The 14,203-nt window shown below is 49.6% G+C and carries 12 protein-coding genes; 8 read left to right on the top strand and 4 right to left on the bottom strand.

Annotation, left to right across the window (positions count from 1 at the left end; translation table 11 throughout):
• Positions 1 to 20 precede the first annotated feature (20 nt).
• Complete coding sequence (arsB, locus tag ccrud_RS07335) at positions 21 to 1,109, bottom strand: ACR3 family arsenite efflux transporter (protein WP_066565711.1); 1,089 nt, start codon at positions 1,107 to 1,109, stop codon at positions 21 to 23.
• Positions 1,110 to 1,187: 78 nt separating this feature from the next.
• Between arsB and ccrud_RS07330 the strand changes: the two genes are divergently transcribed.
• A complete protein-coding gene (locus ccrud_RS07330) occupies positions 1,188 to 1,532 on the top strand; it encodes an ArsR/SmtB family transcription factor (RefSeq protein WP_066565709.1) in 345 nt (114 codons plus the stop codon).
• 41 nt (positions 1,533 to 1,573) lie between these two features.
• On the opposite strand, the gene ccrud_RS07325 is transcribed toward ccrud_RS07330, so the two are convergent.
• Entirely contained in the window at positions 1,574 to 2,146 is a 573-nt protein-coding gene (locus ccrud_RS07325) for a hypothetical protein (protein ID WP_066565707.1), read from the bottom strand.
• Between the two features lie 156 nt (positions 2,147 to 2,302).
• Between ccrud_RS07325 and metH the strand changes: the two genes are divergently transcribed.
• The 6 genes from metH to ccrud_RS07295 all read left to right on the top strand — a co-directional run bounded on the left by metH (position 2,303) and on the right by ccrud_RS07295 (position 11,445).
• A complete protein-coding gene (gene metH, locus ccrud_RS07320; protein ID WP_066565701.1) occupies positions 2,303 to 5,968 on the top strand; it encodes a methionine synthase in 3,666 nt (1,221 codons plus the stop codon).
• Positions 5,969 to 6,032: 64 nt separating this feature from the next.
• Positions 6,033 to 6,728 carry an HAD family hydrolase gene (locus ccrud_RS07315; protein WP_066565699.1) on the top strand — a complete coding sequence of 232 codons (696 nt, stop codon included), beginning with the start codon at positions 6,033 to 6,035 and terminating at the stop codon, positions 6,726 to 6,728.
• Positions 6,729 to 6,801: 73 nt separating this feature from the next.
• Entirely contained in the window at positions 6,802 to 7,074 is a 273-nt protein-coding gene (locus tag ccrud_RS07310) for a phosphoribosyl-ATP diphosphatase (RefSeq protein WP_211271292.1), read from the top strand.
• Positions 7,075 to 7,090: 16 nt separating this feature from the next.
• Positions 7,091 to 7,936, top strand: a complete 846-nt coding sequence (gene hisG / locus ccrud_RS07305; protein WP_066565696.1) for an ATP phosphoribosyltransferase — start codon at positions 7,091 to 7,093, stop codon at positions 7,934 to 7,936.
• Positions 7,937 to 8,045: 109 nt separating this feature from the next.
• Positions 8,046 to 9,626 carry an aspartate ammonia-lyase gene (aspA, locus tag ccrud_RS07300; RefSeq protein WP_066565695.1) on the top strand — a complete coding sequence of 527 codons (1,581 nt, stop codon included), beginning with the start codon at positions 8,046 to 8,048 and terminating at the stop codon, positions 9,624 to 9,626.
• Between the two features lie 607 nt (positions 9,627 to 10,233).
• Positions 10,234 to 11,445, top strand: coding sequence for an MFS transporter (locus ccrud_RS07295; RefSeq protein ID WP_066565691.1), 1,212 nt, complete (start codon positions 10,234 to 10,236; stop codon positions 11,443 to 11,445).
• Between the two features lie 59 nt (positions 11,446 to 11,504).
• Here ccrud_RS07295 and ccrud_RS07290 read toward each other — a convergent pair whose 3' ends face one another.
• Together ccrud_RS07290 and ccrud_RS07285 are read right to left on the bottom strand one after the other, a co-directional pair.
• On the bottom strand, positions 11,505 to 11,765 hold the full coding sequence (locus ccrud_RS07290) for a HigA family addiction module antitoxin (protein ID WP_066565689.1): 261 nt from the start codon (positions 11,763 to 11,765) through the stop codon (positions 11,505 to 11,507).
• A 217-nt stretch (positions 11,766 to 11,982) separates the two neighbouring features.
• Positions 11,983 to 12,819, bottom strand: a complete 837-nt coding sequence (locus ccrud_RS07285) for a RecB family exonuclease (RefSeq protein WP_066565687.1) — start codon at positions 12,817 to 12,819, stop codon at positions 11,983 to 11,985.
• Positions 12,820 to 12,901: 82 nt separating this feature from the next.
• On the opposite strand from ccrud_RS07285, the gene ccrud_RS07280 reads away from it, so the two are divergent.
• Complete coding sequence (locus tag ccrud_RS07280) at positions 12,902 to 14,164, top strand: M18 family aminopeptidase (RefSeq protein ID WP_066565686.1); 1,263 nt, start codon at positions 12,902 to 12,904, stop codon at positions 14,162 to 14,164.
• Positions 14,165 to 14,203 lie beyond the last annotated feature (39 nt).

Genomic DNA, 14,203 nt, shown 5'->3' with positions numbered 1-14,203 from the left:
GTTTGCTCCCTTTCGGGAAATTAATGGTTTGAGTGGACTGGTGGCAGTGTTGGGTCGCCAGGGTAGAGCTTTGGCCCTAGCCACAGCATGACGTAGACCAATCCCACAAGAACTGGAATTTCAATCAATGGGCCAATGGTTCCAGCTAGGGCTTGAGCGGACGTTGCGCCAAAAGTACCAATGGAAACGGCAATGGCAAGCTCAAAATTATTACCTGCAGCGGTAAAGGCAACTGAAGCAGACTGTGCATAGCTCATGCTGGATAGTTTGGCCGCTGCTAACGACACTAAAAACATTCCAACGAAGTAGATAACCAGTGGCAATGCCAGACGAGCTACAGTCCATGGCTGGGAAGTAATTTGCTCTCCTTGCAGTGAGAACAGCAAAACAATGGTGTAGAGAAGCCCAATTAATGCAAGGGGAGAAATGGCTGGGATAAATTTCCGTTCATACCAGTCTCGGCCCTTTGTTCTTTCGCCAATAATGCGCGAGAGTGCTCCTGCAAGAAGCGGGATCCCCAAGAATACGAGTACTGACGTCACAATTGACCAAAATGAAAATGTGACTGAAGTGGTTTCTAGCCCTAGCCATGATGGCAGCAGCTGCAGATAAAACCAGCCAAGAGCACCGAACATGATTACTTGGAATACCGAGTTTATTGCTACAAGTACTGCCGTTGCCTCTCGGTCACCACAGGACATATCAGACCAGACCAAGACCATCGCAATGCATCGTGCAAGCCCCACGATGATTAAACCGGTACGTAGTTCTGGCTGATCTGGCAGGAATGCCCAGGCAAGTGCGAACATTAAAGCTGGACCGATGATCCAGTTGAGACAGATCGATACGCTCATCAGACGCTTATCGGCTGCAATCTGTTTTGTCTTGTCGTAGCGAACTTTGGCAAGTGGTGGGTACATCATTACTAGGAGACCGAAGGCGATCGGTAGGGAAATTCCGCCGATTTCCATGGCTCCCAGTGAATCGGCTAGTCCAGGAACATTACGACCTAAAAGGAGACCGCATGCCATCGCCAAGATGATCCAGATGGGAATGTATTTATCTAAAAAAGAGATTTGGGTAGGGGTAGACAGGGTAGAGGCTGTCATGCGTTACCTTTCAACATATTGATGTTCATCGATATTAAATTACTCCAATATCGACGCCCGTCAATATATAGTGGTCGTATGACCGCACAACCTCTAGCATTGACTGACCTAACTGAGTGCTGCGCGCTCTCCACAGGACCTTTAAGTAGCGATGAATCAGAGAGGTACGCCGACCTATTTAAGGTGCTTTCCGAACCAGTTCGTCTGCGGATCCTGTCCCAATTGGCAGCGGGAGGATGCGGGCCAGTCAGCGTCAACGAACTCACAGAGCTAATGGAGTTAAGCCAACCGACGATTTCACATCATTTAAAGAAGATGACTGAAGCCGGCTTCTTGGAACGCATACCTGAAGGGCGAGTGGTCCGACATCGCATCCGTCCAGATCTTTTTGCTGAGCTCCGCCTTGTCTTGCACATCGGCTAAGAGACACTCAATAAACCCGCAACTTGGAATGAGGAAACTTATTACTCTTCTAGTTGCTTAGATAGCTCGACTAATGTGCTAATGCGGTCTTTCCAAAATGCTTTCATGACCGCAATCTGGCCTTGTTCTGGCAGTCGTCGATGTTGGATCCCGAAGCTGGATTTATTCTCGCCTTTAGCAGTGAAATTTACGCTGATTCTGGAATCATCAGCCAACCACTTGGCATTGAAAGTTTTAGGCTCAGTAGCTGAGGTTTTTAGCAACAGATCTGGCTCGAGCCATTGGGCGCGCAGTTCATCATCACCAAAGAATTTCCACACTTTTTCTACTGGCAAATTGAGAGTTTTGGAGGCGTTCGCCGCGAATCCATCACTAGTCATGCCAGGTTCGCGCATGCCACGTTCATACTCATAACCAATCGCTATGCCTTGAGCCCACCAGCCACTGACCTCAAAGTTATCGAGTAAATATTTGGCAATTTGAGCATGGTTCCATGCTGTTGCTTTTGTATCGTCAAGAATCTTTAACCATTGATCCCATGATGTTCCGGTGCCGTTAAGAATGGATTCGGGTGACATTCCACCTGAATTGGGTGTTGGAGCGGATTCAGTCATGGCTTAGTCCTCGATCTTTTTGGGAGATGGACGGATTTAAGTTTCAAGGATATAGGCAGTTTAAGAAACATGCAGCCGAGTCTTAAGTAGTTGGAGAAAATAAAATTAAGGAAGTAAATGCGGTAATTTCCTATTCCGTACTAAGCTGTCTAGACAATGTCTACTTCAGTTACTTCCTCAGCCCACAACAACGCTCGTACCTCAGAGTTTTTAGAGGCGTTGGCAAACCACGTGTTGATTGGCGATGGCGCCATGGGCACTCAGCTTCAAGGTTTTGACCTAGATGTGGAAAAGGATTTCCTCGATTTGGAGGGGTGTAATGAAATTCTTAACCACACTCGTCCTGATGTTTTGAAGGATATCCACCGCGCATATTTTGAAGCAGGCGCCGATCTTGTCGAGACCAACACCTTTGGTTGCAATCTTCCCAACTTGGCGGATTACGATATCGCTGACCGTTGTCGCGAGCTTGCTTATAAGGGCACTGCAGCGGCGAGGGAAGTCGCTGATGAAATGGGGCCAGGCCGAAATGGCATGAAGCGATTCGTGGTGGGTTCACTCGGACCAGGCACCAAGCTTCCGTCACTAGGCCATGCTCCTTATTCTGATCTCCGCGGACACTACAAAGAAGCAGCTCTGGGCATCATTGACGGTGGTGGAGATGCGTTTTTGATTGAAACTGCACAGGATCTCCTGCAGGTGAAGGCTGCAGTGCATGGCGTGCAAGATGCCATGGAAGAACTCAACGCTGTGCTTCCTATCATTTGCCATGTCACTGTAGAGACCACCGGAACAATGCTCATGGGTTCTGAGATCGGTGCCGCGTTGACAGCGCTGCAGCCACTGGGTATCGACATGATTGGTCTGAACTGCGCCACCGGCCCAGATGAGATGAGCGAGCACCTGCGTTACCTGTCCAAGCATGCCGATATTCCTGTGTCTGTGATGCCTAACGCGGGTCTTCCCGTGCTGGGTAAAAACGGTGCAGAATACCCACTGGAGGCTGAGGATTTGGCGCAGGCGCTGGCTGGATTCGTCTCCGAATATGGCCTGTCCATGGTAGGTGGCTGCTGTGGCACCACACCAGAACATATTCGTGCAGTGCGAGATGCCGTGGTGGGAATCCCGGAACAAGAAGAATCCGCTCTGACCAAGATTTCCGCAGGTCCAGTCAAGCAGGCCTCCCGCAACGTGGAGGAAGAGGACTCTGTAGCATCGCTTTATTCCTCAGTGCCGTTGTCTCAAGAGACCGGCATTTCCATGATTGGTGAGCGCACCAACTCCAATGGCTCCAAGGCCTTCCGTGAGGCGATGCTGTCCGGCGATTGGGAAGCCTGCGTGGATATTGCCAAGCAGCAAACCCGCGATGGCGCCCACATGCTTGATCTGTGTATTGATTATGTAGGTCGCGATGGCACTGCGGATATGGCACAGCTTGCAGCACTGCTTGCCACCAGCTCTACATTGCCGATCATGATTGACTCCACGGAGCCTGAGGTTATCCGTACTGGTCTAGAGCACCTGGGTGGCCGAAGCATCGTCAACTCCGTCAACTTTGAAGATGGAGACGGTCCAGAGTCGCGATACCAGCGCATTATGAAATTGGTGAAGCAACATGGTGCTGCTGTGGTGGCCTTGACCATCGATGAAGAAGGCCAGGCTCGTACTGCAGAACATAAGGTACGCATCGCCGAACGTCTTATCGCCGATATCACTGGTAGCTACGGCTTAGCTATCAATGACATTGTGGTTGACTGTCTCACCTTCCCGATTTCTACCGGTCAGGAAGAAACGAGGCGCGATGGTATCGAAACTATTGAAGCAATCCGTGAGCTGAAAAAGCGCTACCCAGATATCCACACGACATTGGGCCTGTCCAATATTTCCTTTGGCCTTAATCCTGCAGCACGCCAGGTGTTGAACTCTGTCTTCCTCAATGAGTGCATTGAGGCCGGTTTGGATTCGGCTATTGCACACAGCTCCAAGATTTTGCCAATGAACCGCATCGATGATCGTCAGCGAGAAGTTGCTCTCGATATGGTTTATGATCGCCGCACCGAGGATTATGATCCGCTACAAGAGTTCATGCAGCTGTTTGAAGGCGTGTCCGCCGCCGATGCTAAAGACGCACGTGCAGAACAACTAGCTGCCATGCCGCTGTTCGAGCGTTTAGCGCAGCGCATCATCGATGGCGATAAAAATGGTCTCGAAAATGATCTAGAAGCAGGCATGAAGGAGAAATCTCCTATTGCGATCATTAACGAAGACCTGCTCAACGGCATGAAAACAGTTGGTGAACTGTTCGGTTCTGGCCAAATGCAGCTGCCATTCGTGTTGCAATCTGCAGAAACCATGAAAACTGCAGTGGCGTATTTGGAGCCTTTCATGGAGGAAGAAGCAGAATCCACTGGATCTGCACAAACTGCAGGCAAAGGCAAGATTGTCGTTGCTACGGTGAAGGGTGATGTGCATGATATCGGTAAAAACCTGGTGGATATCATCTTGTCCAACAACGGCTATGACGTGGTTAATCTTGGCATCAAGCAGCCACTATCAGCCATGCTAGAAGCAGCCCAGGAACACAACGCAGATGTTATCGGCATGTCTGGTTTGCTAGTGAAATCTACTGTGGTGATGAAGGACAACCTTCAGGAGATGAATAATGCGGGTGCCTCTGAATACCCAGTCATCTTAGGTGGTGCTGCACTGACTCGCACCTATGTAGAAAATGACCTCAATGAGGTCTACAAGGGCGATGTTTATTATGCGCGTGATGCTTTCGAAGGCTTGCGGCTCATGGATGAGGTCATGGCTGAAAAGCGTGGCGAAGGACTAGATCCGAACTCGCCAGAAGCCATTGAGCAGGCAAAGAAGAAGGCAGAGCGCAAGGCGCGTAATGAGCGTTCCCGCAAGATTGCTGCAGAACGCAAAGCCAATGCTGCACCTGTCGTTGTTCCTGAGCGCTCCGATGTTTCCATTGACACTCCAACTGCAGCGCCTCCATTCTGGGGCACTCGAATCATCAAGGGCCTCCCACTGGCTGAGTTCTTAGGAAACCTCGATGAACGAGCTCTATTCATGGGGCAGTGGGGTCTAAAATCTGCACGTGGTGGCAACGGGCCAAGCTACGAGGAATTGGTCGAAACTGAAGGCCGTCCACGTTTGCGTTACTGGTTGGATCGCCTGAAATCAGAAGGCATTTTGGACCATGTCGCCTTGGTGTATGGATATTTCCCTGCCGTTGCCGAAGGTGATGATGTGGTCATCTTGGAATCCGCAGATCCTCATGCGGCAGAGCGTATGCGCTTTAACTTCCCACGCCAGCAGCGCGGACGCTTCTTGTGCATCGCAGACTTCATTCGCCCACGTGAACAGGCGATCCAGGACGGCCATGTAGATGTTATGCCGTTCCAATTGGTCACCATGGGTAACCCCATTGCAGATTTCGCCAATGAGCTATTTGCTGCCAATGAATACCGCGAATACTTGGAAGTTCATGGCATTGGTGTGCAGCTCACTGAGGCGTTGGCGGAGTACTGGCACTCCCGAGTGCGCAGTGAACTCAAGCTCAACGATGGTGCCTCCGTGTCAGATTTTGATCCGGAAGATAAGTCCAAGTTCTTTGATCTTGATTATCGTGGCGCGCGTTTCTCCTTCGGTTATGGCTCATGTCCGAATCTGGAAGATCGTGTGAAGCTGGTGGAATTGCTCGAGCCTGAGCGCATCGGAGTTGAGTTGTCGGAAGAGCTACAGCTGCACCCAGAGCAGTCGACTGATGCTTTTGTGCTTTATCATCCAGAGGCGAAGTACTTTAACGTCTAGCACTTTTTCAGAGAAAACTTGCCCTGCCATTGCAGATCACGCCGGTTTAGCTAAGGTTGACGGCATGATTAAGGCAATTTTCTGGGACATGGACGGCACAATGGTGGATTCTGAGCCGCAGTGGGGCATTGCTACCTACGAGCTCAGTGAAGCCATGGGACGCCGTCTCACCCCGGAGCTCCGGGAGCTCACCGTTGGTTCGAGCCTGCCGCGCACGATGCGTCTATGCGCAGAGCACGCAGGTATTACATTGAGCGACGCGGATTATGCGCGCTACCGGGCAGGCATGTTTGCCCGGGTTCATGAGCTTTTCGACGAATCCCTCGTGCCGAATCCAGGCGTAACGGAACTGCTCACAGAACTTAAAGCACTAAATATCCCAATGCTGGTTACCACGAACACTGAGCGTGATCTTGCTACCCGTTCTGTTGCAGCAGTGGGTAATGAATTCTTTATTGGCTCAATCGCAGGAGATGAAGTTCCTTCTCCTAAGCCTGCTCCGGATATGTACCTTGAAGCCGCACGTCGCGTAGGCCTTGATCCATCTGAATGTCTTGTTTTTGAAGATTCCTACAACGGCATGGTCGGCGCAGTTACTGCAGGTTGCCGTGTCATTGGTTTGCACCCAGAAGAAGTAGAGGCTCCCGAAGGAGTCGTGTCTTTACGCTCTCTTCATGGCGCAAATACTTTTGACGGAGTCTCCGCAGAAATGGTCACACGGTGGTACGAAGAGATCGCACCAGCGGGGATCGTAAAATAGAAGCAGGTAGGGGGAGTGAAATTATTCAACTATTACCTCCCCAAACACACATTCATAACTGTTGTGTGGAAGAATGTACCGAGTGAAGACATTTGACTCGCTGTATGAAGAACTTCTTAACCGTGCTCAGACCCGCCCTGAAGGATCTGGAACCGTGGACGCCCTAGACAAGGGCATCCATCATCTGGGCAAGAAGGTCATCGAAGAAGCCGGAGAGGTCTGGATCGCAGCCGAGTATGAAACCGATGAAGAGCTAGCTGGAGAAATCTCCCAGCTCATTTATTGGACTCAAGTCATCATGGTTGCTCGTGGCCTGAAGCCTGAAGATATCTACAAGAACCTGTAGGAGTTTTAAAGCAATCATGTTGAAAATCGCAGTTCCAAATAAAGGCTCACTTTCTGAGCGCGCTATGGAAATCCTCGCTGAAGCTGGTTACGCTGGCCGCGGTGACTCCAAGTCTCTTAACGTTTTGGATGAAGCAAACAACGTTGAATTTTTCTTTCTTCGTCCTAAAGACATCGCCATCTACGTAGCTGGTGGACAGCTTGATTTGGGTATCACCGGCCGCGATTTGGCTCGTGACTCCCAAGCTGATGTCCATGAAGTACTTTCCCTCGGCTTTGGTTCCTCTACCTTCCGTTATGCTGGTCCAGCTGATGAGGAGTGGAGCATTGAAAAGCTCGATGGTAAGCGCATTGCAACCTCTTATCCAAACCTTGTGCGCGATGATCTCGCTGCACGTGGCCTTTCCGCTGAGGTGCTTCGCCTCGATGGCGCAGTAGAGGTATCCATCAAGCTTGGCGTTGCAGACGCTATCGCTGACGTTGTCTCCACTGGTCGCACTTTGCGCCAGCAGGGGCTTGCTCCATTCGGTGAAGTACTTTGCACCTCTGAAGCTGTCATCGTTGGCCGCAAGGATGAGAAGGTCACTCCAGAACAGCAAATCCTTTTGCGTCGTATCCAGGGTATTTTGCATGCTCAGAACTTCCTCATGCTTGATTACAATGTTGATCGCGATAACTTGGAGGCTGCTACTGAAGTCACCCCAGGTCTATCTGGTCCTACTGTGTCACCACTTGCTCGTGATAACTGGGTTGCAGTGCGCGCCATGGTTCCACGTCGCTCTGCAAACTCCATCATGGATAAGCTCGCTGGCATTGGTGCAGAAGCTATTTTGGCTTCTGAAATCCGCATCGCACGCATTTAGTTTTTCCATTACCCCCGAAATATAGCTAGAAGCGCCACACTGCCTCTCACAAGTACGTAAGATTGTCCAGAGCACCATCGGATTTTCTTCAACTTGTGAGAGGCAGTACATGTCTAGGACGAGCAATAAGTCTTCTGCGGAAGTCAAAAATGATTCAAAAGCAGCAGAGGACGTGAAAGGCGAGAACCAGATCGCCAAGGATAAGACACCGTCTGTGGATGCCGCTGCTGAATCTGGCGCCAAGATTGATGCAAAAATCACGACGAACAAGAAGTTCCGTATTGAATCGGATCTCTTGGGTGAGCTCGAAGTTCCCTCCCATGCATATTACGGTGTGCACACCCTTCGCGCCGTAGACAACTTCCAGATTTCACGCACCACCATCAACCATGTTCCAGATTTCATTCGTGGCATGGTTCAGGTGAAAAAAGCCGCTGCACTAGCCAACCGCCGTCTCCACACCTTGCCTGCTCAAAAAGCTGAAGCAATCGTGTGGGCATGTGATCAGATTCTGGTTGAAGGTCGCTGCATGGATCAATTCCCCATTGATGTGTTCCAGGGAGGTGCAGGGACCTCACTTAATATGAATACTAATGAGGTAGTTGCCAACTTGGCTTTGGAATATTTGGGCCACGATAAGGGTGAATATGACATCTTGCATCCAATGGATGATGTCAATATGTCCCAGTCCACCAATGATGCCTACCCAACAGGATTCCGCCTGGGAATTTATGCAGGGCTGCAAACTCTCATCGCAGAAATCGATCAATTGCAGGTCGCATTCCGCGAAAAGGGCAATGAATTCATCGACATCATCAAGATGGGGCGTACTCAGCTGCAAGATGCTGTACCAATGAGCCTTGGAGAAGAATTCCAGGCATTCGCACATAACCTTGCTGAAGAGCAATCAGTGCTCCGTGAAGCTGCTAACCGTTTGCTCGAGGTAAACCTTGGCGCAACGGCAATTGGTACTGGCGTGAATACACCTGCTGGATACCGCCACCAGGTCACAGCAGCACTGTCTGAAGTCACTGGCTTAGAAATGAAATCTGCTCGAGATCTCATTGAAGCTACTTCAGACACTGGTGCTTATGTTCATGCGCACTCAGCTATTAAGCGTGCAGCGATGAAGCTGTCCAAGATCTCCAACGATCTCCGCCTGCTATCTTCCGGACCTCGAGCTGGCCTCAATGAGATTAATCTGCCACCACGTCAGGCAGGTTCTTCAATCATGCCAGCGAAGGTTAACCCAGTAATCCCTGAAGTAGTTAACCAAGTCTGCTTCAAGGTCTTTGGCAATGATCTCACTGTCACCATGGCAGCAGAGGCTGGGCAGCTGCAGCTCAACGTTATGGAACCAGTGATCGGTGAATCACTGTTCCAGTCCCTGCGCATCCTCGGCAATGCGGCAAAGACACTTCGTGAAAAGTGTGTTGTGGGCATTACTGCTAACGCAGAAGTATGCCGCTCCTATGTTGATAACTCTATTGGAATTATCACTTACCTCAACCCATTCTTGGGCCACGATATCGGAGACCAGATCGGTAAAGAAGCAGCCGAAACTGGCCGATCCGTTCGTGAACTCATCTTGGAAAAGAATCTGATGGATGAGAAGACCTTGGACACTGTGTTGTCTAAGGAAAACCTCATGCACCCAATTTTCCGTGGAAGGCTCTACTTGGACGCATAATATGGATCTGTAAAAAAGCGGGGTGAAGGAATAATTCCTTCACCCCGCTTTTTTGAAGCAATTTTGGATTAGACGCTCGTTTAAAGCCGTGAGGTTTTCTTAATGAGTATTTGTATCAGTGTGAACCTCAAAGGCGCTTAGCAGCGATTCTGGGAGGGCGCTTTTTCATGGCTTTGGGGAAGATTTGTCGCTAGTCAGAACGAAACCAGACTGGGTGACCAAAGCTCAAGCGAAATCAGGAATCTTGGTTGCCCTGTTTGGTACCTAAACCGAGCTTCCGGACAGCGCGACCAAGAACTTAGTTTTTCAGCGGCTCTTTGGTTGCCTGGTCTGGTCTTGGCTCTGCTACGCCGTAATACCGACTAAGCACGCTTGAAGACACCACATTTAGGTCGATACACAGCCCTGATTCTAACTGGGGAGCAGCCACCAAAAATAATGTGCTTTATATGTGACTTGAATCAATTTTGTTTTTGAATGGGTCTTTCAAGACAATGATTGTCCTTTAACCTGCAGATTTGTATAATGCAATAGGATAATACTTAAAGAATGTTTTAAATTTTTGAATTTTAAGTTATTCAGCCATTCAATCAAATAGGAGGATTACGTGGCAGTAACAGCACGAACGGATATCAAAGCCCACTCATCGCAACCGACTGCTTTGTTCACTCCGGCATTTATTTTGGGTTGGCTGGTTAACCTCACGCAGTACTTGGGCTTTTATTTCCTCATCACTGTAATGGCGCTATATGCGATGGAAAGCTTTGCAGTCTCCGAGACTGCCGGCGGTTTTGCAGCTAGTGCTTTTGTTATTGGCGCAACCGTGGCGCGAATTTTTGCAGGTTGGGCAGCGGATCGTTTTGGAAAGAAGAAAATCCTTCTGATTTTCGTTGCTTTAGGCACAATCGCATCACTGTTTTATATTCCGGCAGCATCCATGCCAGCTCTCATTGCAGTTCGTTTAGTCCACGGTTTTTCTTATTCCTTGGCTTCTACTGCAGTGATGGCTTTGGTGCAGTCAGTTATTCCAGCAGAGCGTAGGGCAGAGGGTACTGGCTATTTCGCACTCGGCTCTACTTTGGCCACAGCTTTTGGTCCTGCGATTGCGTTGTTCGTTATTGAAGATTTCACGTACAACATGCTCTTTTGGATCACTGTCGGCACAAACCTTGTCGGTTTAGTTTTGACTCTATTCATTCGCAAACCTGAGTTCATTAAAATTGCTGAGCAGGGACGCATGAAAGCTACTTGGTCTATTAAGACTGTTGTACACCCGGCCGTCGCGCTAATTGGTTTGTTCATGCTAGCTATTGGTCTTGCATATGCAGGTGTGATTACTTTCCTTAATGGATTTGCGCAGGAGAATGAACTTACTGCTGGCGCAGGTTTATTCTTCATTGCCTATGCGGTTGCCATGCTGGTCATGCGCTTTTTCCTTGGACGTATTCAAGATAAGCATGGCGATAATCCAGTTATTTATTTCGGCTTGATTAGCTTTGCTTTGGCTTTGGTGCTCATGTCTTTGGCTACCGAAGATTGGCATGTTGTTGTCGCTGGTGCGCTTACAGGGTTGGGTTACGGAACAATTATGCCGGCGGCTCAGGCAATTGCGGTGAGTTCAGTTCCAAGTAATCAGGTGGGTTCCGGAATCTCCACGCTTTTCCTCTTTACGGATATTGGAGTTGGTCTTGGTCCAATCCTGTTGGGCACACTGGTTGCTGCTACTGGTTACAGCGTTATGTTCGGAGCTCTTGCTGCAGTGATTGTACTGGCTAGCGTGTTTTATCTTGTGGTGTTGAGTAGACGAGCCCAACACTAGTTGTGATGGAAATACCCGCGTCCGCAGATACTTAACCTGGAGACGCGGGTATTTTTAATTTATGCAGATTGACGGTGTGAATGATCAAACATTCTTTGCAAGGCAATCCATTCCTGCGTGCTGAGATCAAATGCACGGGAGAGGCGAACTGCGAGGCCAACGGTGAGGTCAGAGCGACCTCCAACGAAATTACTGATGGTTGCTTCGGCGATATGAAGAGTTTTGGCTAGATCATAGTGGCTGATTCCGCGGGGTGCGAGGAATCTTTCACTTAAAATTTCACCAGGGTGCTGCGGTTTCCGGGACTGCGGAGCTACCACGAACACTCCTTTCGCGGATCTTAAGATCCCTGGATGGTGGGATCAGTTTCTAATATGGATAAAACTTATAAAAAGAATGGTTTGGAGAGGTTCTTCTTACAAATGATATCCCTGTTTGATTCCCACGCAACACAGGTAAAGCGTCCCTAACCAGCATTTTCCCTAGTCGCTTCGACTATCATTAAAATATCAATCTTTAGGTTGACTTCTGACTAGGTTAGTCTGCTGTACTGCCAGGCCAGCCAGGGTACTGCGGTGGCACTCCACCAAATTCTGGGCACAAAGCTTGGTGTGGGCACCAACCGCATAATTTAGATGTTTTTGTTCGAAAATGGCCAGCCTTGCCATCCATTTCGATTTTTGTCCACAGTTCTCCGAGATCACGTTCGAAGAATTCCAGTTGCTCCGGTGATGGTGTCAAGAACATTGAGTCATTGACTTTGAGGTACATCAGCCGCAATTGTGCCGGGATTTCATTAAATATCCGCCAATAGACCAAGGCATAAAAAAGCATTTGGAATTGAGCCTGCTGGCTCCATTGTGGCTTTGGCTTCTTGCCAGTTTTATAATCTACAACTCGGATTTGGCCAGAAGGCGCTGTATCAACACGGTCAATAAAGCCACGTACAGGAACACCGTTGGGCAATACGGTATCTACGTACATTTCACATTCCGTGGCGTCAAAGCCTTGGGGATTTTCCATCTCGAAATAACCACGCAGAAGGCTACGAGATTCCACCAGGAAATCATAAAGATCACTTTCGGGAACTAAGTCCTTGAGTTCGCTATCTTCTTCACACATCTGTGCCCAGGTTGGTTTGAGTTGTTTCACCATGGCTGGGTAATCGCGCTCTGCGCGGGGAAGTTTGTGCATATGCTCTAGAACTGCGTGCACCAAGGTGCCTTTGACCTGTGCCACAGTCTTAGGTTCGGGTAAGCGATCAATAGCACGGAAACGGTAGAGCAGGGGGCACTGCTGATAGTCCCCGGCGCGTGATGGTGAGAGCGCTAGGGGGCGGGGCTTTTTCTTCGGGGCGTCAATTGAACTACTCATGATGGTGCCTACTTTAACGGTTCTTGGGGTGGTCGCGGGCAACTGCCTGCGCGGGGAAGCGTATTGTGGCTACCCTTGTTCTATGCATGTAACCGATGATTTCTTAAGTTTCCTTGCCTTGAGTCCGAGTTCTTATCACGCAGCTGCGACAGTAGAGCGCAGGCTGATCCGTGAGGGCTTTATTCGTCAGGAGGATACTGATGAGTGGGATGCGCGTCCTGGTGGGCATGTAAGCGTGCGTGGGGGCGCTGTGGTGGCGTGGTGGGTGCCGGAGGATGCATCGCCAGAATCTGGGTTCCGGATCATTGGTTCTCATACGGATTCTCCGGGTTTTAAGCTCAAGCCGCGTGGTGATCTTAGTTCTCATGGTTGGCAGCAAGCGGGTGTGGAGGTCTATGGCGGGCCAATTCTGGCGAGCTGGTTGGATCGCGAGCTGGCGCTAGCTGGCCGCATTGTGCTTGCCGACGGGTCCGTGAAGCTTGTTAATACCGGACCGGTGTTGCGTATTCCTCATGTGGCTATTCATTTGGATCGGACTGTTAATTCTCAATTAACGCTTAATCCGCAGCGACATATGCAGCCGATCTTTGCGGTTGGGGAGCCTGATGTCACTATTTTGGATGTGATTGTGGGTGCTGCTGGGGTGGATCCAGCGGATATTGTCAGCCATGATTTGATTACTGTTGCGACGCAGAATGCGGAGATTTTTGGTGCGCATGGTGATTTCTTGGCGTCTGGTCGGTTGGATAATTTGAGTAGTGTACATCCGTCAATGACTGCGTTGATTGCTGCGTCCCATTCTGAAGATGCCGGTTCCGATATTTTGGTCTTGGCTGCTTTTGATCATGAAGAAGTGGGGAGTAATTCCACCTCTGGTGCAGGTGGGCCATTGTTGGAGGATGTGTTAAATCGCACGGCACGTGCTTTGGGTGCGGATGAGGATGAGCGTCGCCGGATGTTTAACCGCTCATCTATGGTCTCTGCTGATGCAGCGCATTCGATTCATCCTAATTATCCAGAAAAGCATGATCCGGCTAATTATCCGATTATTGGTCGGGGACCGGTGCTGAAGGTTAATGCTAATCAGCGTTATACCTCTGATGCGGTGACCTCTGGTATCTGGATTCGCGCGTGCCAAAGTGCAGGCGTGCCGCATCAGGTGTTTGCGGGGAATAATGATGTGCCGTGTGGATCGACTATTGGACCGATTAGTGCGACTCGTTTGGGCATTGATTCAGTAGATGTGGGCATTCCGTTGTTGTCCATGCATTCTGCGCGTGAAATGGCGGGAGTGAAGGATCTGCTGTGGTTTGAACAAGCCTTGGAAGCCTATCTGGTAAATTAACGCCGAGTTCAGCCAAGACCATTTATTTAAGAAAGTGAG

Source organism: Corynebacterium crudilactis (assembly GCF_001643015.1).
Taxonomy (GTDB): Bacteria; Actinomycetota; Actinomycetes; order Mycobacteriales; family Mycobacteriaceae; genus Corynebacterium; species Corynebacterium crudilactis.
Note: the sequence above shows the minus strand (reverse complement) of the source record. Positions and strands in the feature narration are given on the sequence as shown.

Bases quoted from the DNA above. Each gene is read 5' to 3' on its own strand.
- metH (WP_066565701.1), top strand. From the start codon at position 2,303: ATGTCTACTTCAGTTACTTCCTCAGCCCACAACAACGCTCGTACCTCA.
- ccrud_RS07315 (WP_066565699.1), top strand. From the start codon at position 6,033: ATGATTAAGGCAATTTTCTGGGACATGGACGGCACAATGGTGGATTCT.
- ccrud_RS07280 (WP_066565686.1), top strand. From the start codon at position 12,902: ATGCATGTAACCGATGATTTCTTAAGTTTCCTTGCCTTGAGTCCGAGT.
- ccrud_RS07330 (WP_066565709.1), top strand. From the start codon at position 1,188: ATGACCGCACAACCTCTAGCATTGACTGACCTAACTGAGTGCTGCGCG.
- ccrud_RS07285 (WP_066565687.1), bottom strand. From the start codon at position 12,819: ATGAGTAGTTCAATTGACGCCCCGAAGAAAAAGCCCCGCCCCCTAGCG.
- aspA (WP_066565695.1), top strand. From the start codon at position 8,046: ATGTCTAGGACGAGCAATAAGTCTTCTGCGGAAGTCAAAAATGATTCA.
- ccrud_RS07325 (WP_066565707.1), bottom strand. From the start codon at position 2,146: ATGACTGAATCCGCTCCAACACCCAATTCAGGTGGAATGTCACCCGAA.
- hisG (WP_066565696.1), top strand. From the start codon at position 7,091: ATGTTGAAAATCGCAGTTCCAAATAAAGGCTCACTTTCTGAGCGCGCT.
- ccrud_RS07310 (WP_211271292.1), top strand. From the start codon at position 6,802: ATGTACCGAGTGAAGACATTTGACTCGCTGTATGAAGAACTTCTTAAC.
- arsB (WP_066565711.1), bottom strand. From the start codon at position 1,109: ATGACAGCCTCTACCCTGTCTACCCCTACCCAAATCTCTTTTTTAGAT.